The following is a 26,874-nucleotide window of genomic DNA, read 5'->3' on the forward strand; positions in this document are numbered from 1 at the left end:
ACGGGCGAGCGTACGGCGCTTTCCTATTTTGTGAAGCCGCTGTCGGACCAAATCAGTCGGGCATTCCACGAGGAATGAAAGTAATCCACAGAAATATATTGTTGGTATTTCTGTTGGTTGTTCGCAGGCTACGTGGGTAGTAACATCCTGAAAGTACTGGCATACTTTCCTCACTTGGATTCCGCCTCTGGGCACCATCATTTTCCTTAGCAAATTCAACGGGTTATCAAGTGGAAAAGTTGTCCACTTGAACAATTCCATGTCGCATCATGTTGCAACGATGGAAAGGCCGTGGTGGTGACGTTGTGGACGGATCGCTTCTTGGACGTCGAGCAAACTCAGTACAGCACCTTTGGTCTATCCGGAAGGGCTGGATCGACCGGTTTGAAAACCGTCGTCGTGCGCCATGCGCGCGGGTCTGTCCCCTGCTGCATCCCGTAGGGCTTCAGCATCCAGATGTGTGCGGTCATGACAGCACGGCCCTAGGCTCCAGGGTCGGCACTTCCAATCGGTCAATCAGGCCGGCAGCCGCCACATTCGCACACGACCTGTACCACGCAATTCCGTTTCCTCGAGCGGGTCGCAAGCAAATTTTGGTCCGAGCAGTTGGCGAGTTGCATCGGAAATACGGATTTCATCGGGCTCCGCGGACGTTTGAATGCGTGAGGCGAGGTTGACCGTCTCGCCCCACAGGTCGTAGGCGAACCGCCTTTTGCCTATGACGCCAGCGACGATCGGTCCTGAGTGAATTCCAATTCTCAGTCTCAGCGGCTCCCCTGCGAAACGTTCGCGCTTGACCGCCCTCCGCAGTTCAACTGCATAGCGCGCAAGGGCTAGTGCATGATCGGATCGCGCGGTGGGCAGGCCAGCGACCACCATTACACAATCGCCGATTGTCTTGATCTTTTCGCAGCCGTGTCGTTCCGAGAGCCGATCCGCCGCCTTGAAGAAGTAATTTAAGATAGCGAGCGTCGTTACGGCACCGACGCTTCGCGCTCTTTCCGTAAAACCGACGATGTCGGCAAAAAGCACACTCACCTCCGCGTGGTTGTCAGCAATTTTTTTGTGCGCTTTCAACCGCTCCGCGATCGAGGCCGGAAGAATGTTGAGGAGGAGGGTTTCGGCGCGCTGGTATTCTCGCGACAATCCCTCCTGGCTCTTCCTCAACGCCTCGTTTGTCGATTGTAATTTCTCGTTGAGTTGACGCTCCCTCTCTTGCAGGAGCGTCATTTCATAAGCCTTCTGTTGAAGCCGCTGCTTGTTGTCGCGTTCGGCAGTGGCGTCAAGAAAGAGCAACCACACGCAGTCGTCGTCGGCAAAGAAATGAAGGTCCGCGACACGCCCGCTGGGCAGTTCGACCATAGCCATATGATATGGAAGCTCCGGGAAAGGCAGCAAACCTTCCATGAATTGAAGCTGATCGGTGACAGGCCTACCGATGCGAACGGATAAGAGCCCGTAATGTTCAACGTTACCGCCCTTCGCGGCTATGCAAAGCTGGGCGTCAATTTTGACATATGCGACAGAGTGCTCGTTATAGAAGAAATCGTAAATCCAGTTTCCGACTTCTCTTGGCAATCTACGCATGGTCTATTTGGTGACCATCGAAGCAAGTTGAAGGAACGCATCATCGACATGCTCACCCGAAAGCGCACTTGTTAGATAGATTTGCCATCCACGTTGCCTCAGTCCGTTTATCTCACTATCCGGTATTACCCATCGATCGGCCAGATCGGATTTGTTGAACAGCAACACAAACGGCATAGCGCCGAATTCGGCCTCGACCCGCTCGCGCAGCGTGAGCGCGGCGGCAAGAGTAGCGGCGCGGGTTCCGTCGACGACAAGCACGAGCCCTGTCGCACCTCGCACATGGCTGACGCGGAATGAGCCGATATCGTCTTCGCCGGCCAAATCCCACAAAATCAGATCCACAGTTTTGTCCGGGAGCGCGACACTCTTCTTGTCGATTTTCACTCCCACCGTGGTCAAGTAGGTTTCTGAAAAGATGCTTTGCACAAACCTGCGAACCAGGCTGGTTTTTCCGACAGAGAACCCGCCCAACATACAGATCTTTTTTTGCAACATCTTGGGCTCCGCCCTAATCCAGGTTTACCGTAATTGAAACCCGGCGATTGGTGGAGCTACCAGTTTGACTATTTTCAGGCACCGCCGGTTCAAAGGTGCCCGCGCCCCGAACCAGCAGCAGTTCAGGAGCGACGCCGCGCTTGTTGAGAAGCGCACGAACTGTCTCGGCGCGGGCGGCGCTGATCGACGCGTTGGCCGTCTCACGGCCCGTGGCGTCCGAATGGCCGGTCAACATGAACCGCGCTGTTACGCCTGACTTGCGGGCATCTTGGGCGAATTCCTTTATTTGACCGGCCAATCTGTCGAGGACCGGCACCTGCTCTGGTCCCGGCACAACTTTGCCGGAAGAGAAGAAAATATCGGTCGTCTGGATGGCCTCTCTCAAATGATTGAGTTCTGCAAGGTCCAGCTCATGCAGCTGCGAGACATCCAGAACCACTCCGTCCGCCGAAAGTTGTTCGGCGGCGGCCTGCGCCCGGCTGATCCAGGCGGCAGGAGCCTCACCCACGACAACGATGCGACCCTGGATGATCGAAAGCTGGACCGATTTCGGCGGGGTCAGCGACGCCGTCAGCCGCTTCACCACGAACTTCGGATCAAGGCTCTGATAGAATTGCCACTGTGAATGAACGCGGGCGGGATCGACCTGCGTTCCGGACAGCAGAGCTTGCGGGTCGGCGGCAAGCGGGTCTCTCAGGCCGGAAATGTAGAAATGTCCGCCCCTCGCCGTTTGTTGGGCGACGATGATCCCCGGTTGGGCCTCAAGTCGCGACACATAATACTGCCAGTGCTCCGCCGCGCGTGCTTCGGGGCTCACATCACGAACCTTGGAGATGTCGAATTCCGGTCCGCCTGCCGAAAGCTGTCGGGCCGCTGCGCGTGCCCGATCTATCCAGGTGTCCGGAGCCTCGCCCTCGGCAACGATGCGATCATTGACGATCGAAAGTCGTACCGTATCCGGCGGATACAGCGACGCCGTCAGCCGCTTCAACACGAACTCCGGCTCAAGGCTCTGATAGAATTGCCACTGTGAATGAACGCGGGCGGGATCGACCTGCGTTCCGGACAGCAGAGCTTGCGGGTCGGCGGCAAGTGGGTCTCTCAGGCCGGCAATATAGAATTGGCCGTCGCGTATCTTTTGTTCTGCAACAATGATGCCCGGCTGGGTCTCCAGTCGCGACACATAGGCCTGCCAGCGCTCCGCCGCGCGTGCTTCGGGGCTCACATCACGAACCTTGGAGATGTCGAATTCCGGTCCGCCTGCCGAAAGCTGTCGGGCCGCTGCGCGCGCCCGATCTATCCAGGTGTCGGGAGCCTCGCCCTCGGCAACGATGCGATCATTGACGATCGAAAGCCGTACTGAATCCGGCGGAGCCAGCGACGCAGTCAGCCGCTTCAACACGAACTCCGGCTCAAGGCTCTGATAGAATTGCCACTGTGAATGAACGCGGGCGGGATCGACCTGCGTTCCAGACAACAGCGACTGCGGGTCGGCGCCAAGCGGGTCTCTCAGGCCGGCAATATAGAATTGGCCGCCGCGTATCTTTTGTTCTGCAACGATGATGCCCGGCTGGGTCTCCAGTCGCGACACATAGGCCTGCCAGCGCTGCCCGGATTGCCAGGAAAGAAAGAACCAACCGCCTGCCGGAATCAAAACCAGCAGGGCTGCAGCCACCACCAGCCACGGAAATCCCTGGTTTGATTCCTCCTGCTTCAGTTCAACGCAGGTCTGCAACTGCGCCTCTACGCCGGCCAACTGCGAACTGTCGCCGTCAAACTGCTCTAAAGCCTGTGAGCATTCATCATGGATGCGAAGCAATACATCGCGAACTATTTCATGTAATTCCTCTGGCGGATTTCCTCGGATCACCGAAACCAGGGTGGCAAACGGTCCAACTTCCGACCAGAGACGAAGGTCGCCAAAACGTATCGTGTCCAGGCCGCTCTGCTCTTTCTCATTAAATGAGTCTTTTACAAAATCTTGAATTGCACTGAGCATCGATGAAATGAGTTGAGGATCTTCGCTCGTTGCATTATCGGCAGTTACATGGGCTATCAAAAGCCCGGAATTACGGTTAATGAGAAAGACATGCTCTACACGATAGATAAGAGAATGCTTTAGCACAACTTCTGAGAAGCTTGCACCTGTCCTCCAAGCTTCAAATCTCCACTTGAGACCATGCCAGGTAAATATATGTCTTAAAGTTTCATTCAGCGACTGAAATGTCTGGTCGATCTTTTCCCCGATCGACTTGCGAATTGCCGGCAAAAACACCGGGTATAATATATCTGTCAGCGTGCGCGGGCTCTTCTGGATTGACCGTTGCACAGCCCTTTCGACAGCGGGCGCAAGCGCCTCGCCGAGCTGCGCATGAGGCGCTCGCGCGGCCGCACTGGAAAGAACGTCGCCCACTGCTGCCGCAAGCTGCTCGGGTTCGTCCAGCAGATGCGTAACTCGTGAAAGCTCCGAAATTTCGCGGCTGACCAGCAACTGGCGCAGCGTTTCCATGCGAGGATCGGCGGTTGGAACTCCGTCGAAACGCGCACGATAGTCCGGATCAACGTTCCGGGCAATTTCGATCAAAAGACGAGCCAGAGCCTCGCGATCAATCTCTGTATCGTTCGAGGCTGTTCTTTGCGGAAGGCTGATTGGGTCGACGGTTGACGTCAAGGTCCCATCAACTCACTTTCCAGTTACGTTCCGAGTTGCTCTTGCTGCCAACAGGATCCTGATTCAGACATTTTGCAACCTCGACAAACAAGCCGGCCAGAAGATTTCGGTCGGTCTTGACGTTGCTGAGATCGGCAAACATTTTCTCGATCAGCATCTGAACGCCTTCGTTCTTCTGCTTGATTTCCTCACGCAGTAAATGATCGTTTCGATTTATCCGGTCCGAAACGTCGCGCTCAAGCGCGCTCAATTGATCCGACAGCGCGCGCACCTGCTTTTCAAGTGTCTGGTTTTGCTCGCGAAGATTCCGGTCAATCTCCTTGTCGGCATCGGCTCGTGAATCTTTTTCGTTCCGCAATTGCGCCGCAAGCGAATCGACCTGCTTCTTTGCATTTGACTCGTACATGTCGAGATTGCGCTTGGCCTCGGATTCAACATCCTTAAAGCGCTGCAAGACCCGTTCTTCAAGCTTGGAAAAGCGGCGGTCATAGTCCTGCATCTGGTTGCCGAACAGCAGATCACGTATCTTGTCGACACCGACAGGGTCGCCGGAGCCCCCGTTTTCACGAGCCTGGACCCCCATGAAGTTCAGCCCGTTTCCTTCTGCGTTACCTATCAGATTTGCGTCCGCCTTCTTTTCTGAAGAAACGGAATTCGAAGATTCCTTGGCCATCCTGATACCCCATTTGCATACCTGCCGCGACGGAAACCATGGCAGCAAAATACCCGACCTGCAAGCCGGATTCGTCTTGACTTATGCCTATTCGTAAGGCAGCCGAGCACTACCACCTCCGACTCAGAAATCGCGGCCAATCCACTTTGCGGCCCCGAGCTCGCCGGCAAGAGCAAAGCCGCTACCTCAGACGCGCGCAACGTCGCCAGCGCCGTCGGTAAGATCGCGGCCGAAGACCCGGAAACGATGGGCGGCGAAAGGCGTGACCAGACCGGACGTCAGGATCCAGTTTGCGGCGACGACGACAAGCTAGGTGGCGAGCAATCCCCTACGACCGAACTGCGGTTACGACGAGGAACCTCAGCAACAGCACCGCGCTGTGACCGGCAGCTGTCACAGCTTTCCTACTCCGTCGTGCTGGCTTTTTTTCTGCGCCGATTGGCGTGCGACTGCGCGACGGCCATTTGCAACTCGGGTGTGATTTCCAACGGCGCATTCTCTGCCCCATGTGGGTTCTGTAGCCCCTGGACGTGGACGGTCGGAAACGGGAGTTCGATGCCCTGCTCCTTGAAAGCCTGGCGGAGGCGTAAAAAGAATCTGCCTTTCATGCTGAAGGCACCTCCCGGTCTGGTCGTGACCTTGACCCTCAAGACGATGCCGTACTCGCCGAACTCCTGTACGCCCTGCATCTTGATCGGTTCGATCACCCAGTGTCTGAACTCCGGATCTTCCGCCAGTTCGAGGCCGATGCGCTTGATCAGCTTGCGGGCGAAGTCGATATCGGTGTCGTAGCCGACGGTGATGTTGAACTTGTCGGTAACCCAGTCACGGCTCTGGTTCTGCACTGCCCCGAGTTCACCGAAAGGTATCGTGAACAGCGGGCCACGGTGGTGGCGCAGCTTCACCGAGCGTAGCGAAAAGCTTTCCACCGTACCCTTGTAATTGCCCGAAGAAATATATTCGCCGACACGAAACGCATCATCGAGCAGAAAAAACACGCCCGAAATGATGTCCTTGACGATCGTCTGTGCGCCAAAGCCCACCGCGACGCCGACGACGCCGGCGCCGGCGATCAGCGGGCCGATCTGGATACCCAGCGAGGCGAGCATCATCAGCACCGCCATCACGATGATCGATGCGAGCAGAATGTTCTGGAGGATCGGCAACAGGGTGTGCAGCCGCGCCTGATGCGAGTCGGGGGGTAGAACATCCTCGTCGCCTATCACCTCGTGCGATGTTTGGATGCCCAGCTTTCGTTCGATCAACGCCTTGATAATCGACCAGCCGAAATCGGCTGCGAGGGCAATGACCACGACATTGATCAAGCCGCGCAATATGAACATCGTCGTCGTATCGCTGTCGTGCATGGATTGCATATTCAGACCCCAGACACGCGCGAGAAAGTAAGCCGCCGCCAGGATGAAAATCATTCGGATTGCGCGATCGATGACGGCGATCGTCACCGCCGGGATCGTCGGCCGGCCGGCATCTTCCGAACCCGGCCGCAGAACGAAATTGACCCCGCGCTGCGTCAGCACGATTGCCAAAGGTAGGAAGAATGCGGCGAAGGTAAACCAGAAGAGTATATAAAGGCCGGCATTGCGCTGCAGAAACAGAACGACGAAATAAGCAGTCAATAGCCATGTCGCTGCCGTGCGACCGCTGTGGCGCGCACCGTCTCGCTGCGTTCTTGGCCGCCGCCAAACGGCAAGCAGCAACAGCAACAGCAGCACGAAATCGGCGCCCAGGGACAGGACCGTCATTCCGTCCTGATCGATGCCGAGACCCGGCAAGAGGATGAACGCGGCGGCGAAGAAGGCGAAGACGCCGACGATCCGGGGCAGCCAATAGGACCAATGATCAGCCGTTTCGTTGGTGATCGGCAAAGCACGAACCTCGACGGCGTTCTCGACGTTCATGAAGGAAGGGACGAGCGTGGCCATCACGTACAGGCGCACACCCCATGTAACGACTGCCGCCATCAGAAATGTCAGCACAATCTCGCGTATAAGCATTGGCCAATCGAACAACATGAACGCGCCGGCGCTGCCCAGTGCGAACGAGACGATCAGTATGCTGGAATAAAGCGCGCGACCACCAATCTTCTTGGCTCGCCCGGTGGGCGTATCCTTCGGTTGCGCGATAATCCAAAGCCGAAATGGACGGGTGAGCTTGTACGTTGCCCAAGTAAGCGCCAGGCCGGCAGCGATGAACATCGCAATCAGGATCAATACGCTGACAGGCCCTTTGCTGGACATATCCTGCATGGTCTCTGCCCGAACGCGCGCGAACTGGCCTGGCAGCAGGGGCAAAGTCCGCACGATCCTTTCGATATGGTGCCTGATCCGATCGAGCGTCGAGGATGCCATCGTATTCATCTGGCTGGGTGGGGCCACTGGTGCGGCGACGGGGTCGGACGATGCGTCGGTCGGTGAAGCTCCCGCCTCGGCAGGCGCACCCGTCGATCCGGCGTCCTGATTTCGTTGTTCGGCCACCCAGGCCTTCACCGACGGATCGTCGAGAAGCTCGAACAGCTGTTTGACCCTTTCAGGCGGGACGGCTGCCGGCGCCTGCGCCTGTGCCTGACCGGCCAACAAGAGGGCGATCCCAACAACGAGCGGCCTGACAACCAGGACAAGCATCGCCGTCAGGTCTCCGAGACGTTGTGCCGGGCGCGCCAGGTTCGCGGCTCCCGATCGTCCAGTCATGAGTGGCATCGTGCTGTTAACCTTCTGGTCAAAATCGGCAAGCGACGACATTATGTCCGTTGTTGCCCTACCTTGGAGAAACCGATGTTGAGGTGCAAGGGCACCAGGATCCCAAGCCCATACCACGAGGGCCTGAGCGCTTGCCATTCGGCCCTATCTTCAAGTCTTTTTTGCCTGCCGCTCATTCGCCCCGATCTTGACAGAGCGGTGCTGCCATCCGATGCCGTTATCCGTTTTTGACATTCGCCGACTCCTGCAGAAGAAAACGAAAGCTCGATGATCCAGGACAATGCTACCGCAGCTGGTGTGGTCCCGATGTTCGATGCCGAGCAAACCATCGGCGCAACGCTTGCCAGCATCCGCCGGCAAGACCGTCTCCTTTGGCAGGAAATCGCCGGCGACGTTTCGGGACTCTTGTTCTACCATTCGAACCAGGCGCGGGTAAGACGGCGTGGCGCATAATCCCTTGGTTTCAATCGTGGTTCCTGCGCACAATGCGGAGGTAACGCTGGCGCGCGCGCTCGATTGCCTTCTCGATCAGGAAATAGTGGATTGGGAGGCGATCGTCGTCGACGACGCCTCCACGGACCGGACGCCCGCGATCATCGCCGGCTATGTGGAGCGCGATGCCCGATTTCGGACGTTGAGCTCTTGCGCGTATAGCGCCGCCGGCGCGCGCAATACCGGGATTTCGACAGCGCGCGGCCATTGGCTCATGTTTCTGGATGCGGACGATTGGGTGGATGCCAACTTCCTTGCGAAAATGCTGGCCGCACTGGAAACCGCTCCCGATGCAGTGGCCGCCTATTGCGGTTCTCGGCGCGTGATGCTCGATGGCGAACTCACCCCGTCGAGCATCTCAACCGAGGTTGCGATCCAGCCCTTCGAAACATTCGCCCGCCGGTGTGCCGTTCGCACTCACGCGCTACTTGTCGACCGGGAGACAATTGTCGAGTTGGGCGGTTTCGATGTGTCGCTGCGGACCTGCGAGGATTGGGATCTGTGGCAGCGCCTCGCGCGTCTGGGCAAAACTTGGGTGATGGTCGACGAGCCGCTCGCTTTCTATCGGATCAGCCCCAACGCGCTCAGCCGCAATTCGACGCAGATGCTGGCAGACGCGGAAATCGTGATCGCCCGCGGCTTCTCTCCCGATCCCCGGGTCAAAAACCCGGCATTGGCACACGCCAATGGAGCTCTCGATGCGAACGGCCGCACCGCATCCGAAGCACTCGCGTGGTTCGCGTTGTGGAACGCCGCGTCGGATTGCGGCAGCGGCTCGCGCTTGATCGACCCGCAATCCCTGCGCGCTCTCCCGGCCGGACGTAAGTGGGCGCGTGAGATCGCTGAGGTGGTCGTCGATGGCCTTATGGTGGGAAGCCTCTCGGTGCCGGCGCAATTGGCTGCGAGGTGGGACAGGTTCGGCGGCTCCCTTGCCGAGTTGATCATCGAACTCGGCAAGGTCTGGGACAATCCGCCAGCGGGTCGCCGCATCCAGTATCAGCTTGAGCAAATGCTTCTCGACGTCGACGATCTTGCCGCGTCGCGCAGGCTGGCGCGGACACTTGGAATTCGCGTCGACGCTCGAAATCCGACCTCGACCGAACTGCCGCACGGAATCGATCAAATCTATGCCTATCTGATGATCGATGCCCAGATCGAGGCTGTCGTGCAGTTCGGCGTACTCGGAGCAGTGACAAGGGATCATTGGATTGAATTGATCCAGAATGTGGTGCCCGCTGAGCGGCTTGTAGACAGTGCGGCAAGGCTTGCGGGACGATCGCCTGTACCGCAACAGGCCGCTGGCGCCGCCACGTCAAACACGCTCACAGCCGAGGCATTGTTGTCCACAGCGGAACGCGGGCCCGATCCAGACAGCCATTTCGGCAAACTCGCCCAATTGGCCGCGGAAGCGCGGGAGCTGGTTAGGTCGAGCGCCGAACCTGCACCACCTCCTGCAACGCCGCGCCGAGCACGGACCGCGGACAGGAGTGATCGCACGGCGTTCTGGAATAGCTATTTCGCGACCGAGGACCCGTGGAAGTACGGCTCGCTCTATGAGCAGGAAAAATATCAGCGGCAGCTCGAAATCCTGCCTGCTGGTCCCATCGGACGGGCGCTCGAGCTGGCCTGCGCGGAGGGCCACTTCACGCGGCAGCTGGCGCCGCGTGTGGGCCATCTGACTGCAACGGACATCTCCGCCATAGCCATCGAGCGGGCCCGTGCGCGATGCAGCGATCAACCGAATATTGAATTCGGCGTGCTGGATTTCTCTGCCGACATGCTGCCGGGTGAGATGGATCTGATCTTCTGTTCGGAAGTGCTCTACTATCTGGACGATCTCGCCGAGTTGCGGCGCATCGCCAAAAAATTCGCTGAGGCGTTGGCGCCTGGCGGCAGTTTCATCAGCGCACACGCATTCGTGCTGCGTGACAATGTTGAAAGGACGGGCTTCGACTGGAACACATTCGGTGCGCAAGCGATCTCGGAGACGCTGGCAGCGACCGAAGGCCTCGTCCTTGAGCAATCGATCCAGACCGAGCTCTACCGCATAGACCGCTTCCGCCGCCTGTCGCCGGACGATGTGGCGACGGAACCGGTGATCGATCATGTGCCAATCCGCGCGCCCATCGAAATCGGGGTCGCACGAAATATCGTCTGGGGCGGGGCGCGGGCCTTGCGCCGCGACGTCGCACGCACCGAGCGGCGCCAGCATATCCCTGTCCTCATGTATCACAGCGTCGCCGATGATGGCCCGGCCGCGCTCGCCCGTTTTCGGCTCACGCCCGCCGCATTCGCCAACCAGATGGCATGGCTGCGCGCCAATGGCTTTCACGCCATTGGGTCCGAGCAGCTGGAACAGTTCATCGCCAACCGTCAGCCTTTCGTTGGCCGCCCGGTGGTCATCACCTTCGACGACGGCTTCCAGAACTTTGCCGACCATGCCTGGCCGATCTTGCGCGCCAACGACCTGACCGCGGAAGTGTTCCTGGTGACGGATCTGGTGGGCGAAAGTGCAAAGTGGGACGCCGATATCGGTCCGCCGACGCGGCTTATGGACGCCGGGACGGTGCGACGCCTCGCCGCCGAAGGTGCGTTCTTCGGAAGCCATCTGGCGACGCATCGCGCGATCGATGGCCTGTCGAGCTCCGACTTGGCCGCCGAGTTCCTGCGCTCTCGTCTGTTCATCGAACGGTGGACGGGTCGGCCAACCACGGCGTTCGCGGCACCCTTCTCTGTCACCGACCGGCGGCTTAGCCGGTTGGCCAGGGAGTGCGGCTATCGAGTAGGCTTCGGCCGCAAACACGGGCCGGCGGACCTCGATTGCGATCCCATCGACCTTCCGCGCATCGAGATTCGCGGGGATCGCTCGCTCGACGACTTTGTTGCCACTGTCGAGGCCGTGCTCGAATGAACGGTGCAGCTTTTTAGTGTGATTGTTCCCGCTCGCAACGCGTAGGATACAATCAACGAGACGCTCCGCAGCGTGCACGCCCAGTTCTATCGTGCGCTCAAGTCTATTGGGCGACCTGGGATACGGCTGACATCAGCTCCTTCGGGTTTGGCGCCCCAAACATGTATCGCCCACCCTCTGGAACCTCCGTGAAGCTCCAGCGGACAATCCCCTGCCGATCCAGCAGGAACTGACCGATCAATTGTCCGTGTCCCGTCGCCATCATCTGCTCGTCGGCTTCGGTCACTTCGTAATTGTCCTTCTTGTTGAGGATTTCGCTGGCCGTAACAGGATCTATAGGACCGGGAAACTCGCCTGGCATGTCGACCCGCATATCCATTGCCGCTGCCATCGAGACCTTGTACGGCCAGTTCGTCTCGTTTTCGGTGAATTCGAGATTGGGCAGTCCAAAAGCACGATGTGAAGCGCGTTCAGGGTCGGAGGCTGCCAGCAGATTCGGCATCGGGTGGTAGCGGAAATAGAGACGCGCCCGTTCGATCGGCGTGTTGACCACCGTCAGGCTCTCCACGCCCTTTTCGCGCAGCTCCGGATCAAGCCGCGCCTGGGCGGCGATATGGCGCCGGCAAAACGCACAATGCAGACCTCGAAACAGGCCGACCAGCACCGGTTTTTGTCCGCGAAAGTCATCAAGCGCGATCTTGCCTTCCTGGGTAATGGCGTCGAGTACCAAGTTCGGCGCACGGTCGCCCGGTTGAAGCGGTACCAAGTCACTAGGCGCGGACATTTCCAACCTCCCACCCCGGCTAGTCGAGAAAAGGCAGCACCACAAGCGCTTCCGGGTCGAGCCCGTGCTGGGCGCATATACCCTGCGCCAAGGAAAAGTAGCGTTCGGCCTCGGCCAGATTGTCGAGGTCGAGATTAAGCGTTGCGAGACCATCATAGCACGGAAACAGCAGTTGGGGTTCGCCCGTTTCGCGGGCTACGTCCAGTGCTTCGTGGAACAAGCCAACCGCCAGTTCCGGACGACCGTTGCACTGGTGGATCTGCCCAAGCACGATCAACGGAACCGGCAAGTGCTCGCGCTGGTCGAGCGCCCTGTCGATCTCGATGGCCTTCTCGGCAGCAGGCACGCCCTCCGTTGGACAGCGATCCGTGAAAGTACAACAAGCGACTGCCAGATTGGCGAGGAGGCGCGCCTGGAAACCCAAATCGCCAATATGGCGCGCCACTTCAAGACCGCGCCGACAGACCTCCATCGCCCGGGCTGGGTCGATGGTCGTGTAAAGCACGCCGAGATTGGTGTAGCCGCGGCAGGCCGCGCCCAGTAGACCGGCGGCTTCGGCCAATTCAATGCTACGCTCAACCTGACGCACGGCTTCACGGTTTCGCCCAAGACGAGCCAGCGCGACAGCCTTGGTATTAAGTGCCTCGGCGGTCACAAGAGTGGCATCGCACCCGACCTCGGAGACATGCTCGGTTGTCAGAGAGCGTACGCAATCCAGCGCCGCGTCCGCCCATTTTGCCGCGAGAGCGTGATCTCCGCTACGGAACGCCTGTCGGCCACGTTCTTGCCAGAGATGCGCCTGCTCAACCGGGGCATCTGCTCCATCGAGGAGCGCTGCCGCTTCAGCATAGCGGGATTCTGCATTGTCCCGCTTGCCGACGTCCCACAGCAGCCGACCGATCTTACGCAAAACGCGCGCCGACGCGACACGATCGGCTGACTCGCGATATGCCAGCAACACCGTCTCGTAGTGGTAGTGCGCGATCTCGCGGCGGCCTGCCGGGCCGCTCAAATCGGCAATGCGCTCTGCAATTGCCAGTTTGAGCGGTGTTTGCCCGATCGCGCCCAACGCAGTCAGTGCTCGCTCGTAGAAACGAAGGGCGTCGTCGTTGGCGTATATCATGCGAGCGCGATCGCCCGCCGCCTGCAGGTAATGCGCGCCCCTCTCCCGCTCGGCGCTCTGCGCGAAATGATGACCGAGCACGGTCAAATCCTCGAGCCGTTCCGGCTTGTCGCCGCACAGTTGCTCCAAGGCGGCACCGACCCGCCCGTGGATGTCGGTCCGGCGTTGCAGAAGCAGATTCTGGTAGATCACGTCCTGCAGCAATGTTTGCGTAAAGCGGTAGCTTTGCGACGAGACCGAGCCTGATCCGGCAACTTCCTCGATGATTTCCGCATCGCAAAGCAGTTCGCAGCCGGCTTCTAGCCGGCCGGGGTCGGCTGTCACGGCCTTCAGAAGTGCGGCATCGAAGCGCGGGCCGATTACCGCGGCTTCCTGGGCCAACCGGCGCACGTCTTGAGGCAGCCGGTCGACGCGAGCAAGCAACATTGCCTGGATGGTGGCGGGAATGCCGGTTGCGACTTCGCCTGCCGCAGTCAGCCATCGCTGGCCCTCGCGCACCAGTACACCGCGATCGATAAGGCCGCGAACGATCTCCTCTACAAAAAGGGGGTTGCCGCCCGCGCGCTCGAGGATCTGATCGAGAAGCGCTCCTGCGGAGTTTACCCAGCTCTCGCCGAAAAGCGCCGCCAGCAGGCTGCGTCCGTCATTGCTGTTGAGCGGCGAAAGCCTCAGCGCAGTGTGACTGACCCGACTTGAGTCGAGCTGGTCGTTGTCCGGCGCCGGACGATGCGTGACCAGCAACATCAACCGCGTGCGTTCCAACCTGTCCATCACGAAACGCAGTGCCTCGAGCGACACGGCATCGGCCCAGTGCAGGTCTTCAACGACAATCAACAGCGGCGACAACGCAAGCCGCCGTTCGATGATTGTGCGGACTGCGTAGAGAATTTGCCGCCGCAGTTGCTCGGGCTCGACATGCTGCAAGGTCGCATCGGGGTCGCCAAGGCCAAGCACATGGTAGAGCAAAGGCATCAGCCGCTTCGCCTCCTCGCCCTGCAGGCCGAGATCGGTAAGCAAGCCTGCGAGCTTCCCCCGCATTTCGTCCCCATTGTCGTTTTGCATCATCCCGGCAGCGCTGCGCACCACTGCGCCCAAAGCGCCGAATGATTGTTCGCCCAGCGGTGAGCACGTGGCCTGCCGCACGGCGACGTTGCGAAAACGATCCTCGTCGCCGACGCGGGCGACGAACTCCTTCACCAGCCGCGATTTCCCGATACCGGCTTCTCCGACGAGGCGGACAAGTTGGGCCGAGCCGCCACACGCCAGGTCAAGGCTCGCCATCATTCTATGGAGTTCCGCACCACGACCTATCATCGGCGCGCTGAGACCGAGCGCCTCGAGCCCACGCGCTGCACGCGGCGCCGCAAGCGGTGCATCCAGTCGATGGACGAGCACACTGCCAGCCTTGCCGCGAAGCACGACATCGCCCAGCGACTCGTAAGAGAAGGCATGCCGGGTCAGCCTGTGAGTGAGCTCGCCTACCAGCACCTCACCCGGTGCGGCCAGCGATTGCAGGCGTTGCGCCGTATTCACTGTGTCGCCAGTCACCGAATAGGATTTGGCGGTGCCGATGCCCAATCCGCCAGTGACGACCGGACCAGTGTTTATGCCGATGTGAAGTAACAGAGGCGAGCCGGAGCGGGAGGCCCTCTCGTCGAGCCGCGCTGTCCGGGCGATCATGTCGAGAGCGGCGCGAAGCGCACGTTCCGGATCGTCCTCATGCGCGACCGGCGCACCGAACAAAGCCAGCAGTGCATCGCCGATGAATTTGTCGACGAAACCACCAAAGTTTCGCACGGCCGCCGTCAATTCCTTGAACAGTTCGTTCTGCAGCGCTTGCATCACCTCGGGGTCGAGCTGCTCGCTGAGTGTCGTAAAGCCGCAAAGGTCGGCGAACAGGACCGTTACTGTCCGGCGATCGGCGTCAGAGACAGGAGGCAGCCCTTCTTCGCTTTCGATGTTCGGCGACGGAGTTCGAGAAGGCGGCACAATGGTCCGGCTCGGTGTCGGAGCAGGCCGTTCGACGGCTTTGGCGGGCGCGACGTTTGCCCCACATTTCGGACAGAACTCAAAATCAGGTGCGCAGACGTAGCCGCAACTGGCGCATGATACGGGCTGGCGCCGGCCACACTTCGGACAGAAGGCGTAACCGCCCTCAATCTCGAAACCGCAGCCCGAGCAGTCCATAGACACCTCTCTTGGGGCCGTGACGGCGTGATCTCGCCACGCACTTCACGGCCAGGGTATTCACAAGGATGAACCGATAGCCGTCAACCGGCAAGCGGCAGCGCAAATGGGCATCGAGCGATCCGTGCGGGTCCGTGGCAGAGCGCCGCTGATTCGGGCGGCTGCGTGGCCGTCGTTTACGAAATTCCCTCTTACCTCCGTCTTCCTGCTATCGTGGAGATGAGGAGACGGACAGATGAGCGAGAACCGTAAGCTAGCCGCGATCCTGGCTGCAGATGTGGTCGGATACAGCCGGCTCGCGAGCGCGGACGAAGATCGTACTTTGGCGAGGTTGCGGACACTGCGCAGCGACCTGATCGATCCGATCATCGCAGTGCACCACGGGCGGATGGTCAAGCGCACCGGGGATGGGGCGCTGGTTGAGTTCCGCAGTGTGGTGGATGCCGTGCGCTGCGCTGTTGAGGTTCAGAATGGTATGGTTGAGCGCAATGCCGGCGTGCCGCAAGACCGCCGCATCGAGTTCAGGATCGGCATCCATCTGGGGGATGTGGTCGAAGAAAGCGACGGCGACCTGATGGGCGATGGCGTCAACATCGCCTCGCGTTTGGAGGGCGTGGCGGCGCCCGGCGCCATCTGCCTGTCCGAGGATGCCTATCGCCAGGTCAAGGCGAGGCTCGACCTCTCGGTCAGCGATCTCGGCAGCACGCAACTCAAGAACATCGCCGAGCCGATCCGGGTCTATTCGCTGCAGGTCGGCAGCGCTGGGACCAAGGCGGCCGCGACCTGGGAAACCGTGACGAGCCCGGCGACGGCAGCGCCGCCGAAGCTGTCGATCGCCGTCCTGCCGTTCGCCAACATGAGCGGTGACGCCGAACAGGACTACTTTGCCGACGGCATCTCTGAAGACATCATCACGGCGCTGTCCAAACTGTCGCAGCTCTTCGTCATCGCCCGCAATTCGTCGTTCACCTTCAAGGGCCAGAACGTGCATGTGCAGGAGGTGGGCGCGAAGCTCGGCGTGCGGCATGTGCTTGAGGGGAGCGTACGCAAATCGGGGAACAGGGTGCGCATCACCGCGCAGCTTATCGATGCAATTTCGGGCGGCCATCTATGGGCGGAGCGGTTCGATCGCGACCTGACCGACGTATTCGCCGTGCAGGACGACGTGACGCAGCAGATCGTCGGTGCGCTGGCGCTCAACCTGACTGAGGGTGACCGTCAGCGGCTGGCGCCCGAGCACCCGCGCAACACGGAGGCGTATGACTGTTTCCTGCGCGGCCGGGAGCTGTGGCACCGGCTGACGAAGGAGACGAACGTCGCAGCCCGCGACCTCTTGCAACGTGCCATCGAACTGGACCCGAAGTTTGCCCTTGCCCACGCTTTCCTCGCCCTCACGCACGGACTCGACTACCTGAACAGGTGGAGTGCGTCGCCGCCGGAATCGATGGCGCAAGCGGAAGAGGCCGCAACGCGAGCGGTAACGCTGGATGACAACGATCCCTGGGCGCACTGGGCGCTGGCGATAGCCAAGCTGTACACACGACGGCACGATGAGGCCGTCGACGAGGTCGAGCGCGCACTGGTCCTCAATCCGAACTTCGCCGAAGGGCACGTCTGCCGCGGCGAAACGCTGTACTATTCAGGCAGACCCGAGGAGGCCCTCGGGAGTTTCGCCCGGGGAAAGACCTTGAACCCATATTTTCCGGATGTGGTTCTGCACTTCCAGGCTTTGGCGTTGTTTCAACTGGGAAGGTACGAAGAGGCCGTTGATCTCCTGCTGCAACGGCTGGCTCGCAACGCTGTCACCGACGTCTCGCGCGCGCTTCTGGCCGCCAGCTACGGCCATCTGGGCCGTTTGGAGGAGGCCCGCGCGGCATGGCAGGAGGTGCTTCGCGTCAATCCCGACTATTCGCTGGAATACCGTCGCAAGGTCTTGCCTTACAAGAACCCTGCCGATTTCGAACTCATGGTCGACGGCCTCCGCAAGGCCAGTGTGGTGCAATGACAGGTGGCGGCCGGATCAGGCGCCGGAGGCCTGGCCGACCTTGCGCCATCGGGCGTTTTCGCGAACCAGTTTCAGGTCGTCGGTCGTCTCGGCAAATGTCCGCAAACGGTATTGCCGGAGCAGGTCCGGGAAGAGCGCCCCTTCCGGCAGGCCGGCAAGCTGTTCGCGGACCGAGATCTTTTCATCGATGACCCGCATGCCCCAGGCATTTTCCCGAACCTGCAGCTCCGCAGCCAGATCGCGCTCTTCCGGCGCGTTTTCGTCCAGCGCAGCCAGCAGGATCGAGTGGAAAAGCGCGACATAGCCAACCTGTCTCAGACCGCCCACAACCCGCACGCGCGGCAATATAGCCAGGACGAGGAACATCAGAAACAGGTTCGGCAGCAGCACGCCGTCCAGCAGCGCCTGTCTGAGATGCAGCCGCTCGAACGGGATGGAAACACCATGCGGCCTGTCAGGCTCGATCAGGTGCCCGTTATCGAGGACGAGCTTGCGCACGCGCTCCTCGCGGATGCCCCAGAAATAGTCCGTGGTGTTGGGCAGGAACCTGCCGAATGGGCCTGATGCGGCTTCTTGCATAGCATGGTCGAGACGCTGGCGCCTTGCGGGCTCGATGAGCAGCCTGGAAAGAAAGCTGCCGTCATATTCCAGGTGCCGCGCCATGGCAGAAGCCGCGAGCCGATCATCGATGAAAACCGGCAGGGCTATGCCGGAACGATCCCAATTGGCGACCAGATCCTCGTTGAGGGTTATCAGCGCATCAGCGGCGGTTCCAAACACCTTGTCCTGGCTGGCAAGCAGTGTGCCCAGCCAGCGGCTGGCATCCGTTTCATCGCCCACCGCTTCGAGCGCGCGCTTGTTGAGGGAGACAGGACCGGCCACGCAGACGCTTTTGCGGCACAGTTTATGGCGGCCCATGCCAAACAGGTTGACCTTGTCGTCGCCGACATCGAGCCATCCCGGCCCCTCCCGGCCAATTGTCTCCATGGTCATCGTCGTTCCCATGAAGCCGAAGAAGGCCGACAGCCCGTTTTCGACCGCGCCGAGCCAAGCAAGCAGGAGGGCATCGAAGGTGATCCGGTCCATAAGAAGCAGGCAGTGCAGGCCGGACTGAATCACCGGTCTGTGCTCGAACTCTTCGAGGGCCTTGCCGATCTCTTCAGGCTGCATGATCGTATCAAGGCGTTGATGCAGGACTTCGCGCAGGATCGAGCGGGCAGCGATCGCCGGGTCCGATGCGGGCCTTGCCACCGGCCGCCACAGATGGCGGGCGTAATCGGCAACCGGTGCATTCCAGTTCTGCTCGATGTCACGCACGACTTCCGGGCAGAGCAGCGACAGCACAGCCAGAATTTCCGCCGGAGGCGTAGGGGTTGGATCAAAGACGGCGGTCATCAGAACCGCAGCCGCGCCATGGTTAGGAGGTCGTGGTACCGCCCGTCGGTAAAACCGGCCTTCACATGCCGGCCTTCAACCTCGAATCCGTGGCTTGTGTAGAGGCGGATAGCCGGTTCGTTGTCGGCATAGACGCTCAATTCCACCCGCTTCAGGGCGCGCCAGTTGTCGGCCACGTCAAGCAGCGCGCCAAGGATGGCAGAGCCGATGCCCTTGCCGACAAAGCCATCATCAAGGCCGATATTGATCTCACCGATATGCGAGCGGCGCGGCGAACCCTGCACGACCAGGCTGCCATGGCCGACGACCTTGCCATCCAGCTCGGCAACGATCCAGGTGGTCTCCTGGCCGGATTTGGCGATGCGCCGCTCCACCTGCTCCACCATCTCGAACGGGATCCTGAGCGTGCCCCAGCGGAAGCCCGGCATGTTGAAGATAGCGCAAAGCGCCTCCGCATCGCTTGGCCGAACGGCCCGGAGCTGCGGCTGGATTTTCTCGGAGCATGGCGAGGTCGTGCTGGTCATGGCGTTCCCGGCGAAGGCAATCGGCCCGGCACGATGCACCGGACATCACCTGAAAATCCAGCCATCTCTGCAACCTATGATGCCGATTGCGAGCTAAAATACCGGCAGGCGGCGTAGAGTTTGAAAGCGCCGCTGATGCCGATCCAGCCGAAAAAGGCCAGCCAGCACAATGTCCCCGTCGCCGTCCAGTCGATCCGGTGCATCGCAGCGTCGGTGATGACGAGGCCAAGGATGGCGAGCAGGCCAAGCAGAAACTGCGCCAAGCCGAGTACCAGCAGTTCCTCGCGGGGCGCGCTTCTCCAGACGAGATATATGCCGCCCGCACCGGCGAGGAAGATGGCGCTGTAGACCTGAGCGTGGAAGGCATCAACCGGCCATGGCCAGACGCTGCTGAATGTCAGGGGAAATAGCAACAGGCCGACGCCATAGAGCCCAAGGATCACCGATTCCACCGGCATGTAGCCGCGCCATGCGGGGCTTAAGGTCACGCCTTTTGCAGAAGGACGGGCCCTGGCCCACCACAGGAACAGCCCGGATACCGCGACCGAAGCAAGATAGACCAAAAACCAGAGCCAGGGCGCTTTGCGCTCAAAGTTGAAATAGCCGAGATTGCTGAACGAAGCCACCGACACGATGACGGTGAAGATGAAGGCCATGACGAGCACAAGCCTGCCGGGCGACCAGCGATTCCAGAACAGCAGCGCCGCCATCACGACCATTTCGGCGGTGTAGAAGCCGCCGAGGAAGCGGGCGTTGAACGGCGTGACGGCCCAAGGCCAGCGCGGCTTGACCAGTGCAGGCGCGAAAAACAGGCCGGCGCCTACGATCAGGACGATAATGACCACCACAGAGAAAAGCCGCAGGGCCGCGGGAAATGGCGGGTTGTTGGATGTCGGCGTGGGAGAGACTCCCAAAGATGAATACCCCATGGACCATCATAGTGCCGCTCCCGGCCTATGAAAACTGTCGAACAGAAATTGAACCACATATACTATACTTGACGTACCCATATAAACGGATTTATTATATTTTATAAGGAGTTATACAGATGTCCGGTCTTTCAGACCGCCACTTTCACGACGAAGCCGCAGCCTACAAGTTCGTAGAAGCCAGGATTTGGCCGAACGGTCCTGTTTGCCCGCATTGCGGCGGCGTTGAGCGCATTGCGAAGATGGAAGGCAAGAGCACCCGCATCGGCACCTATAAGTGCTACCAGTGCCGCAAGCCCTTCACCGTGAAGATTGGCACCTTCTTTGAAGCCAGCCACGTCAAGCTCAACCATTGGCTACAGGCGATCTTCCTTGTCGCTTCGTCCAAGAAGGGTATTTCCAGCAATAAGCTTCACCGCACCCTTGGCGTGACCTTGAAAACCGCTTGGTTCATCTTGCACCGCATCCGTGAAGCCACGCGCGACGGCAAGCTTGGCCCGCTTGGCGGCAAGCGTCTGACCTATGAAACGACTGGTGCAAGGTGATGCACCCCATGGCGTCTGGCGACCGTCCAAATACCGTGCCAAAGCTCAAAAAGGCTGGAAAGCTTAGTCAGAAAGAGCAATCCGAGCGGTTCAAGGAAGCCGCTCGTGAGCTAGAGGCTGATGAAAGCGGCAAGGATTTCGAACGGGCTATAGGGCGAATTCTGCCGAGGAAGGCCTATGGTCCAGCTACTTCAAACGGAAGCGACGCTTAAGCCAACCATAATCGGGCTTTTCGTAGGGCTTAAGGAGCAACCACCTTTTGCGGGGCTAGACTGTATTCGATAGCCGCTTTTCCCGTGCAGATGGATTTCAGATTGCGAACAAATAAGGAAACCTCTCCGAAGTAATTCGGATACATTTCAACAAGCTTTTCGACTTTATCTACCTCGACCAAGACAGCCGTTGCACCAACGCCCCTTAGCTCGATTTTTTTCTCTATCTGTTCCAATGTCCGCGCGCCTAACATAAGCGTCCGGAATGGTTTGATGGTCACGTTATGAGCTTCGCCATATTGGAGCAAATAGTATCGAGATTTTTCCGTGGGCTGTACGAAATGCTCTGAGTAATGGGTAAGATTCTTGATATCGTCTAGTATGCTGGTCGCACCTATACGCTCGTTGATATCCCGCAATTCTCGCACCCGGTCATTGTGATCCGGAACACCGATATGAACGGGACACTGCTCAACGCGCGCGAATTCCGCCGACATAAGCTGGAAAAGGCGTAGCCAATCCTGCTCGCCCTTTCCGTGCTTCAAATCCTGGTCCCCGAATAGCCCGACAGCCTCAACTGCAGTTGCCCATGAGTGCTGAAGTGTGGTCCGAACTTGCAATTCGATGCGTCGTCCCTCGAAAGCCTCAGTGTCGGCATCTCTGGGTCGGTACTTGAAAACAATATGGTGACTTCGATAGCCGTCCGGCTTCGGCTCATCGATATAGTTGAATTCCCGAGAGTGGATCTCATGGGGGAACTTGTCTCGCATCGATGCGAGAAGCGAGCGAACACCTTTGATGTCGGCCATGATCGCTCGGCAACCGCCGATGTCGTTCATGGTGTCCAAATTGGTGGTGGACTCTCGAAGCTTCCGACGAATGGATGCCATACGCTTCGGACGGGATGCCATGTCGCCCTTCAGTCGCAGGGCTCTCATGTGGTGACCGACAGAGAACCGAACGCTCCGCATCGGCAGAAAGTGCGAGTCGCGCCAGCTATTGGCGATTGAGAAGATTTCGAGTGCGTCCACGTACTGGCCGGCAGTGATGTCTCGTCCGAACTGAATAGGTTTTGCCAGCCGGTCGCCTGCCTTGCGAACGGCTTTCATGCTGTAGGCAAGGCGCGGGTACTCAGTCATTCGACCCATGAAGTCAAGGTAGTCCGCCTCATTCTGGACTGGCGGGACTACCGAAAGGGAATCAGATCTCAGGATTATATCCCTTTGGGTACGCGAAGTACAATATACGGAAATTGAACTCTCACCAGGCTTATCTATTCGAATGGCCGTACGGTCCGTTTCGAAGTAAAATGGAGCACTCGGACCAAAGACCGGTCCGGTCAACACGCCTTGGGGGCGCATTTTCCGGAGCCTGCACGATGAACGAAGCTCAGGATCTGTTCTCGCTTCTGCGGCAATCGACCGATGTCGATCCACAGGCAATCGACGCGATCAAGCGAACCGTCGCGGAGGGCAAGGACCGCGAACTTTGTCGCATCAATGCGCCAGCCTTCGCCAGCAAGCATGGCCTCGACGAAGAACGCGCCATAAGCGCCTTTCTCCACGCGGCGCGGGTGGGCATCTTCGACATTTCCTGGAATGTGCTGTGCCCCGGCTGTGGCGGCGTGCTCGACACCAACGCCACGCTGAAAACCCTGCAGAAGGACGAATACACCTGCGCGCTGTGCTCCGAGGGCTATTCGCCGACCCTCGACGAGATGGTCGAGGTGACATTCACCGTCAGTCCCCGCGTGCGCAGGATTGCCGCACACAATCCACACGAACTGCCGTTGGTGGAATATTTCCGCCAGATCTACTGGGCGTCCGGCGTCGATCTGCCGGAAGACGATTTCGCGAAAAAGATGGAAGCGTTCTCGCTGGAGGATATCGAGCTTGCGCCCGGTGAAAAGGCGGTTCTGCCCATACAGCTTCCGTCCGAATTCATCATCGTCTTCGAGCCGGTCACCCATTCAGCGCAGTTCATCGACGGGAAGGGCGAACCAACAAAGGAGCGCCGAAGCCTCTCTTTGGTCTTCGACCGCGACCATGTCCAGAGCCAGACGCTGGAGATGCAACCCGGCCCGATGCGCATTTCGCTGGAAAACAGGACCGACACCCGCGTGCTGCCGACGGTCTTCATCGCCGGCCAGGCATTGCATGATTTGCTTGGCAAACGGCGGCCCTTCCTGACCGCCAAGCGCCTGCTCACCAACCAGACGTTCCGCGATCTCTATCGCACGGATACCCTCGACATCAACCAGCGCCTGAAGATCACCAGCCTGACCTTCCTGTTCACCGACCTGCGCGGATCGACCGCGCTTTACGAGCGGGTGGGCGACCTTTCAGCCTTCGATCTCGTGCGCGAGCATTTCCAGGTTCTGCACGAGATCGTCGCGGCGGAGGCAGGCGCGGTGGTGAAGACGATCGGTGATGCGGTGATGGCGACCTTCGCGACGCCTGATCGTGCGATTGCGGCGGCCCTCAGGATGCGAGATGCCATGCGTGCGCTCAACGACAAGAGCGGGCGCGAGGATCTGCTGCTCAAGATCGGAGTCCATGCCGGCCCCTGCATCGCCGTGTCTATGAACGAGCGACAGGACTATTTCGGCCAGACGGTCAACATTGCTTCGCGGGTCCAGAACCTTGCCACCGCACAGGCGATCTTCGCCACTCGTGCGGTGGTCGACGACAATCTCACCGCCGATCTGTTGCACAGGAACGCACTGACGCCCGTGCCCCACGAGGTCTCGCTGCCTGGCATTGAGCGGGAGATAGCAGTCTATACGATCCCCTGAAGACTTGGGTCGTCTCGGCCCTCACACGCGCCTACAAATGAAATAACGATCGGCGGGCACCGAAGGCGGCAGCGGGAGGCGTTGCAACTGCGGGTGATCGAGCGGCGTGCCGCTGACCGCGATGCCGCCGACGCGAAGCAGGCGCGCGGTCAGATCGGGAAGCCAGGTAGAGGTCACTGCATCGCGATCTTCATAGCCGGTGCCGATGTCGGCATGAACAAGAGCGGCGTCGATGCCAATGAACCTGCTCGCCGTCTCGCGTATTTCGCCGAGCACGAGGTTTTCAGCTTCGGGAATTGAGCTGGCGTGTGCGGCAAGTGCGCGGTCAAACGCCACGATCCGGCGTCCGGGCAGACGCTCGCGCAGATGATGGAACGTCCGACCATTGCCGAGGCCGAGCTCGACCACAGGCCCCTCCATCTTCGCCACCTCGGCGCAGACAAGATCGAGAATGTCGCGCTGTGCGGTCATCCTGCGGATGAAACTGTCGAGGCGACTCATATGCGATTGTATGTCCTGAACCAGCAACCCCGATCGAGGCTTGCCGCATATAGAGGCCAACGACGAACCCTGCAACAACCGAACAGGCCGCCGACAAGCATCATGCCGGATGGAGCTGGCGGCACAGCGCGCGGCGGAGCAGCGATCTCATTTGTAGGGGTCCGCGGCGTCTCGCAAGCCATCGCCGAGGAAGTTGAACGCCATGATGACGAGAACGACGGGCAGCATCGGCAAGAGCAGCCATGGATAGAACGCGATGACGCTGACGCTGCGCGCCTCGGTGAGCAGGATGCCCCAGCTGGTTATCGGCGCCCTCAGGCCGAGTCCAAGGAAGCTCAGCGCAGTCTCGCCCAGGATCATGCCGGGTATGGAGAGCGTCGCCGTCGCGATCAGATGCGACATGAAGCCGGGAATGAGATGCCGCCTGATGATGCGGCTGCTCCCGGCGCCCATCAACTGCGCGGCCAGAACGTAATCCTCCTCGCGCAAGGCCAGAAGCTTTGACCGCACGGCCCGCGCCAGCCCGGTCCAGTCGAGCAGTCCGAGGATGACGGTGATGCCGAAATAGATCAGGATCGGACTCCAGGTTATCGGCATGATCGCCGCCAGGGCCAGCCATAGCGGAATGCTGGGAATCGATTGCAGAACTTCGATTATTCGTTGAACGACCAAGTCGAAGATACCGCCGTGATAGCCGGCCAGTCCGCCGATGACGATGCCGAGCAGGAAGCTGAAACTGATGCCGACGAGGCCGATTGTCAGTGAAATGCGTGCGCCATAGATCATGCGCGAGAGCACGTCGCGCCCCAGCCTGTCAGTGCCGGCTAGAAAGAGCTGGCCGTTTTCGGCAGGGCAGACAAAATGCCTGTCACCTTCGATCAAGCCCCAGAACCGATAACTGTCGCTCTTGCAGAAAAAACGGAGCCGCTGAACATCATCCTGGTTCTCGATGTAGTTCCGCTTGAGCGTGTCCATATCCAGCGTCATCTGGCGGCCATAGACGAACGGCCCGACGAACTGGCCGTTGTGGAAAAGGTGCACTCGCTGCGGAGGCGAATAGATGTAGTCCATATTACGCGTGTGCAGATTGTAGGGCGCCAGGAACTCGCAGATCAGTATCCCGAAATACAGCACTGCCAGGAATATGCCGGATACGAGGGCAAGCCGGTGCATGCGGAATTTCCACCACATCAGCCGCAACTGCGACGCCTGAAAGACCTTCGACTGTTCGGGCGTCATCGCCTCGACCGACTGCAGGTCAAAGGGCGCGATGGAAACGTAGTGTTGCAGTGGAGCGCCCGGAGCGGGCAGCGGCGATTGCGTGTTCATTTGGTGCTGCCGCCCTGCAAACGAATTCGTGGATCAAGCAGCGCCAGCGCCAGGTCGGAAATCAGCACGCCGATGACCGTCAGGAAGGCGAGGAACATCAGGAACGAACCCGCCAGATACATGTCCTGGCTTTGCAGCGCCTTGATCAGCATCGGCCCGGTCGTTTCCAAAGACAGCACGATCGCCGTGATTTCAGCGCCGGAGATGATGGCCGGCAGGATGGAGCCGATATCGGAAATGAAGAAATTGAGCGCCATGCGCAGCGGATATTTGACCAGTGCCTTGAACGGATGAAGGCCTTTGGCGCGCGCTGTCACGACATATTGCTTGTGCAGCTCATCGAGTAGATTGGCGCGCAGCCGCCGGATCATGCTTGCCGTGCCCCCGGTGCCGATGATCAAGACCGGAATCCAGAGATGGGCGAGGATCGACTTCGCCTTGGCCCAACTCATCGGCTCGCCGAGATATTGCAGGTCCATGAGATGGCCGATGGACGTGCCGAACCAGATGTTGGCGAAATACATCAGGATCAGCGCCAGCATGAAATTTGGAATGGCAAGGCCGAGAAGGCCGAAGAAAGTCAGGCCGTAGTCGCCCCAGCTGTATTGATGGGTGGCGGAGTACATGCCGATCGGAAAGGCGATGAGCCAGGTGAAGATGATGGTGACGAAGGAAACCAGCACGGTCAGCCACATTCGGTCCCCGACGACGTCGCGAACCGGCAGCTCATATTCGAAGGAATAGCCGAAATCGCCGTGCAGCATCCCGCCGATCCAGTAGAAGTAGCGAATGACCGGCGGCTGGTCGAAACCGTATTCCTTGCGCATCATCTCGATGCGATCGGAGTCCACCGCTTCGCCCTGGGCTCGAAGCTCGGCAACATAGCTGTCGAAATAGTCACCCGGTGGAAGTTCGATGATCGTGAACACCAGCGCAGATATGACCAGCAGCGTTGGAACCATCACGGCGATGCGCCAGACTAGATATCGAAGCACGC

The 26,874-nt window shown here is 59.7% G+C and carries 19 protein-coding genes and 2 pseudogenes; 7 read left to right on the plus strand and 14 right to left on the minus strand.

Annotation, left to right across the window (positions count from 1 at the left end; genetic code table 11):
• Window positions 1-78 (plus strand): annotated as a pseudogene (locus tag NKI73_RS12520) (HlyD family efflux transporter periplasmic adaptor subunit); the annotation flags it as partial.
• A 438-nt stretch (window positions 79-516) separates the two neighbouring features.
• On the opposite strand, the gene NKI73_RS12525 reads toward NKI73_RS12520, so the two are convergent.
• The 5 genes from NKI73_RS12525 to NKI73_RS12545 all read right to left on the minus strand — a co-directional run bounded on the left by NKI73_RS12525 (window position 517) and on the right by NKI73_RS12545 (window position 8,188).
• Window positions 517-1,587, minus strand: a complete 1,071-nt coding sequence (locus NKI73_RS12525) for an adenylate/guanylate cyclase domain-containing protein (protein WP_352629970.1) — start codon at window positions 1,585-1,587, stop codon at window positions 517-519.
• A gap of 3 nt (window positions 1,588-1,590) precedes the next feature.
• Entirely contained in the window at window positions 1,591-2,085 is a 495-nt protein-coding gene (locus NKI73_RS12530) for a Rab family GTPase (RefSeq protein ID WP_352629972.1), read from the minus strand.
• Between the two features lie 13 nt (window positions 2,086-2,098).
• Window positions 2,099-4,756 (minus strand): OmpA family protein, encoded by a 2,658-nt coding sequence (locus NKI73_RS12535; RefSeq protein WP_352629973.1) that lies wholly within the window; start codon window positions 4,754-4,756, stop codon window positions 2,099-2,101.
• Window positions 4,757-4,763: 7 nt separating this feature from the next.
• A complete protein-coding gene (locus tag NKI73_RS12540; RefSeq protein WP_352629975.1) occupies window positions 4,764-5,429 on the minus strand; it encodes a hypothetical protein in 666 nt (221 codons plus the stop codon).
• 404 nt (window positions 5,430-5,833) lie between these two features.
• On the minus strand, window positions 5,834-8,188 hold the full coding sequence (locus tag NKI73_RS12545; RefSeq protein ID WP_352629977.1) for a mechanosensitive ion channel family protein: 2,355 nt from the start codon (window positions 8,186-8,188) through the stop codon (window positions 5,834-5,836).
• 225 nt (window positions 8,189-8,413) lie between these two features.
• Here NKI73_RS12545 and NKI73_RS12550 point away from each other — a divergent pair, with 225 nt between their 5' ends.
• Window positions 8,414-8,599, plus strand: a complete 186-nt coding sequence (locus tag NKI73_RS12550; RefSeq protein WP_352629979.1) for a hypothetical protein — start codon at window positions 8,414-8,416, stop codon at window positions 8,597-8,599.
• Entirely contained in the window at window positions 8,589-11,549 is a 2,961-nt protein-coding gene (locus tag NKI73_RS12555) for a glycosyltransferase (RefSeq protein WP_352629980.1), read from the plus strand. The genes NKI73_RS12550 and NKI73_RS12555 overlap by 11 nt, the downstream gene beginning before the upstream one ends.
• 103 nt (window positions 11,550-11,652) lie before the next feature.
• Here NKI73_RS12555 and NKI73_RS12560 read toward each other — a convergent pair whose 3' ends face one another.
• Both NKI73_RS12560 and NKI73_RS12565 read right to left on the minus strand, forming a co-directional pair.
• Window positions 11,653-12,333 carry a peroxiredoxin-like family protein gene (locus NKI73_RS12560; RefSeq protein WP_352630193.1) on the minus strand — a complete coding sequence of 227 codons (681 nt, stop codon included), beginning with the start codon at window positions 12,331-12,333 and terminating at the stop codon, window positions 11,653-11,655.
• Between the two features lie 19 nt (window positions 12,334-12,352).
• Entirely contained in the window at window positions 12,353-15,643 is a 3,291-nt protein-coding gene (locus NKI73_RS12565) for an adenylate/guanylate cyclase domain-containing protein (RefSeq protein ID WP_352629982.1), read from the minus strand.
• Window positions 15,644-15,878: 235 nt separating this feature from the next.
• Between NKI73_RS12565 and NKI73_RS12570 the strand changes: the two genes are divergently transcribed.
• Window positions 15,879-17,648, plus strand: coding sequence for an adenylate/guanylate cyclase domain-containing protein (locus tag NKI73_RS12570; protein ID WP_352629984.1), 1,770 nt, complete (start codon window positions 15,879-15,881; stop codon window positions 17,646-17,648).
• Window positions 17,649-17,663: 15 nt separating this feature from the next.
• Here NKI73_RS12570 and NKI73_RS12575 read toward each other — a convergent pair whose 3' ends face one another.
• The 3 genes from NKI73_RS12575 to NKI73_RS12585 all read right to left on the minus strand — a co-directional run bounded on the left by NKI73_RS12575 (window position 17,664) and on the right by NKI73_RS12585 (window position 20,412).
• Window positions 17,664-19,043, minus strand: coding sequence for a hypothetical protein (locus NKI73_RS12575; protein ID WP_352629985.1), 1,380 nt, complete (start codon window positions 19,041-19,043; stop codon window positions 17,664-17,666).
• On the minus strand, window positions 19,043-19,567 hold the full coding sequence (locus NKI73_RS12580) for a GNAT family N-acetyltransferase (protein ID WP_352629987.1): 525 nt from the start codon (window positions 19,565-19,567) through the stop codon (window positions 19,043-19,045). Before NKI73_RS12580 ends, NKI73_RS12575 begins: the two co-directional genes overlap by 1 nt.
• Before the next feature lie 74 nt (window positions 19,568-19,641).
• Entirely contained in the window at window positions 19,642-20,412 is a 771-nt protein-coding gene (locus NKI73_RS12585) for a hypothetical protein (RefSeq protein WP_352629989.1), read from the minus strand.
• Between the two features lie 203 nt (window positions 20,413-20,615).
• Between NKI73_RS12585 and NKI73_RS12590 the strand changes: the two are divergent.
• Together NKI73_RS12590 and NKI73_RS12595 are read left to right on the plus strand one after the other, a co-directional pair.
• Window positions 20,616-21,005 (plus strand): annotated as a pseudogene (locus tag NKI73_RS12590) (transposase); the annotation flags it as partial.
• A gap of 44 nt (window positions 21,006-21,049) precedes the next feature.
• Window positions 21,050-21,253, plus strand: a complete 204-nt coding sequence (locus NKI73_RS12595) for a hypothetical protein (protein WP_352629991.1) — start codon at window positions 21,050-21,052, stop codon at window positions 21,251-21,253.
• Window positions 21,254-21,282: 29 nt separating this feature from the next.
• On the opposite strand, the gene NKI73_RS12600 is transcribed toward NKI73_RS12595, so the two are convergent.
• Window positions 21,283-22,392, minus strand: coding sequence for a RelA/SpoT-related domain-containing protein (locus NKI73_RS12600; RefSeq protein WP_352629993.1), 1,110 nt, complete (start codon window positions 22,390-22,392; stop codon window positions 21,283-21,285).
• Window positions 22,393-22,631: 239 nt separating this feature from the next.
• Here NKI73_RS12600 and NKI73_RS12605 point away from each other — a divergent pair, with 239 nt between their 5' ends.
• The gene (locus NKI73_RS12605) at window positions 22,632-24,047 is read left to right on the plus strand and encodes an adenylate/guanylate cyclase domain-containing protein (RefSeq protein WP_352629995.1); all 1,416 of its coding nucleotides are present in this window, start codon (window positions 22,632-22,634) and stop codon (window positions 24,045-24,047) included.
• A gap of 21 nt (window positions 24,048-24,068) precedes the next feature.
• Here NKI73_RS12605 and NKI73_RS12610 read toward each other — a convergent pair whose 3' ends face one another.
• The 3 genes from NKI73_RS12610 to NKI73_RS12620 all read right to left on the minus strand — a co-directional run bounded on the left by NKI73_RS12610 (window position 24,069) and on the right by NKI73_RS12620 (window position 26,872).
• Window positions 24,069-24,548: a class I SAM-dependent methyltransferase gene (locus tag NKI73_RS12610; protein WP_352629996.1), complete on the minus strand. Its 480-nt coding sequence runs from the start codon at window positions 24,546-24,548 to the stop codon at window positions 24,069-24,071.
• A 147-nt stretch (window positions 24,549-24,695) separates the two neighbouring features.
• Window positions 24,696-25,877, minus strand: coding sequence for an ABC transporter permease (locus NKI73_RS12615; protein WP_352629998.1), 1,182 nt, complete (start codon window positions 25,875-25,877; stop codon window positions 24,696-24,698).
• A complete protein-coding gene (locus NKI73_RS12620) occupies window positions 25,874-26,872 on the minus strand; it encodes an ABC transporter permease (protein WP_352630000.1) in 999 nt (332 codons plus the stop codon). The genes NKI73_RS12615 and NKI73_RS12620 overlap by 4 nt, the downstream gene beginning before the upstream one ends.
• Window positions 26,873-26,874 lie beyond the last annotated feature (2 nt).

The sequence above is a fragment of the Mesorhizobium sp. M0496 genome (assembly GCF_040321205.1).
Classification (GTDB): domain Bacteria; phylum Pseudomonadota; class Alphaproteobacteria; order Rhizobiales; family Rhizobiaceae; genus Mesorhizobium.

Bases quoted from the DNA above. Each gene is read 5' to 3' on its own strand.
- NKI73_RS12525 (WP_352629970.1), bottom strand. From the start codon at position 1,587: ATGCGTAGATTGCCAAGAGAAGTCGGAAACTGGATTTACGATTTCTTC.
- NKI73_RS12540 (WP_352629975.1), bottom strand. From the start codon at position 5,429: ATGGCCAAGGAATCTTCGAATTCCGTTTCTTCAGAAAAGAAGGCGGAC.
- NKI73_RS12610 (WP_352629996.1), bottom strand. From the start codon at position 24,548: ATGAGTCGCCTCGACAGTTTCATCCGCAGGATGACCGCACAGCGCGAC.
- NKI73_RS12560 (WP_352630193.1), bottom strand. From the start codon at position 12,333: ATGTCCGCGCCTAGTGACTTGGTACCGCTTCAACCGGGCGACCGTGCG.
- NKI73_RS12530 (WP_352629972.1), bottom strand. From the start codon at position 2,085: ATGTTGCAAAAAAAGATCTGTATGTTGGGCGGGTTCTCTGTCGGAAAA.
- NKI73_RS12550 (WP_352629979.1), top strand. From the start codon at position 8,414: ATGATCCAGGACAATGCTACCGCAGCTGGTGTGGTCCCGATGTTCGAT.
- NKI73_RS12600 (WP_352629993.1), bottom strand. From the start codon at position 22,392: ATGACTGAGTACCCGCGCCTTGCCTACAGCATGAAAGCCGTTCGCAAG.
- NKI73_RS12570 (WP_352629984.1), top strand. From the start codon at position 15,879: ATGAGCGAGAACCGTAAGCTAGCCGCGATCCTGGCTGCAGATGTGGTC.
- NKI73_RS12575 (WP_352629985.1), bottom strand. From the start codon at position 19,043: ATGACCGCCGTCTTTGATCCAACCCCTACGCCTCCGGCGGAAATTCTG.
- NKI73_RS12615 (WP_352629998.1), bottom strand. From the start codon at position 25,877: ATGAACACGCAATCGCCGCTGCCCGCTCCGGGCGCTCCACTGCAACAC.
- NKI73_RS12580 (WP_352629987.1), bottom strand. From the start codon at position 19,567: ATGACCAGCACGACCTCGCCATGCTCCGAGAAAATCCAGCCGCAGCTC.
- NKI73_RS12595 (WP_352629991.1), top strand. From the start codon at position 21,050: ATGGCGTCTGGCGACCGTCCAAATACCGTGCCAAAGCTCAAAAAGGCT.
- NKI73_RS12565 (WP_352629982.1), bottom strand. From the start codon at position 15,643: ATGGACTGCTCGGGCTGCGGTTTCGAGATTGAGGGCGGTTACGCCTTC.
- NKI73_RS12605 (WP_352629995.1), top strand. From the start codon at position 22,632: ATGAACGAAGCTCAGGATCTGTTCTCGCTTCTGCGGCAATCGACCGAT.
- NKI73_RS12545 (WP_352629977.1), bottom strand. From the start codon at position 8,188: ATGTCGTCGCTTGCCGATTTTGACCAGAAGGTTAACAGCACGATGCCA.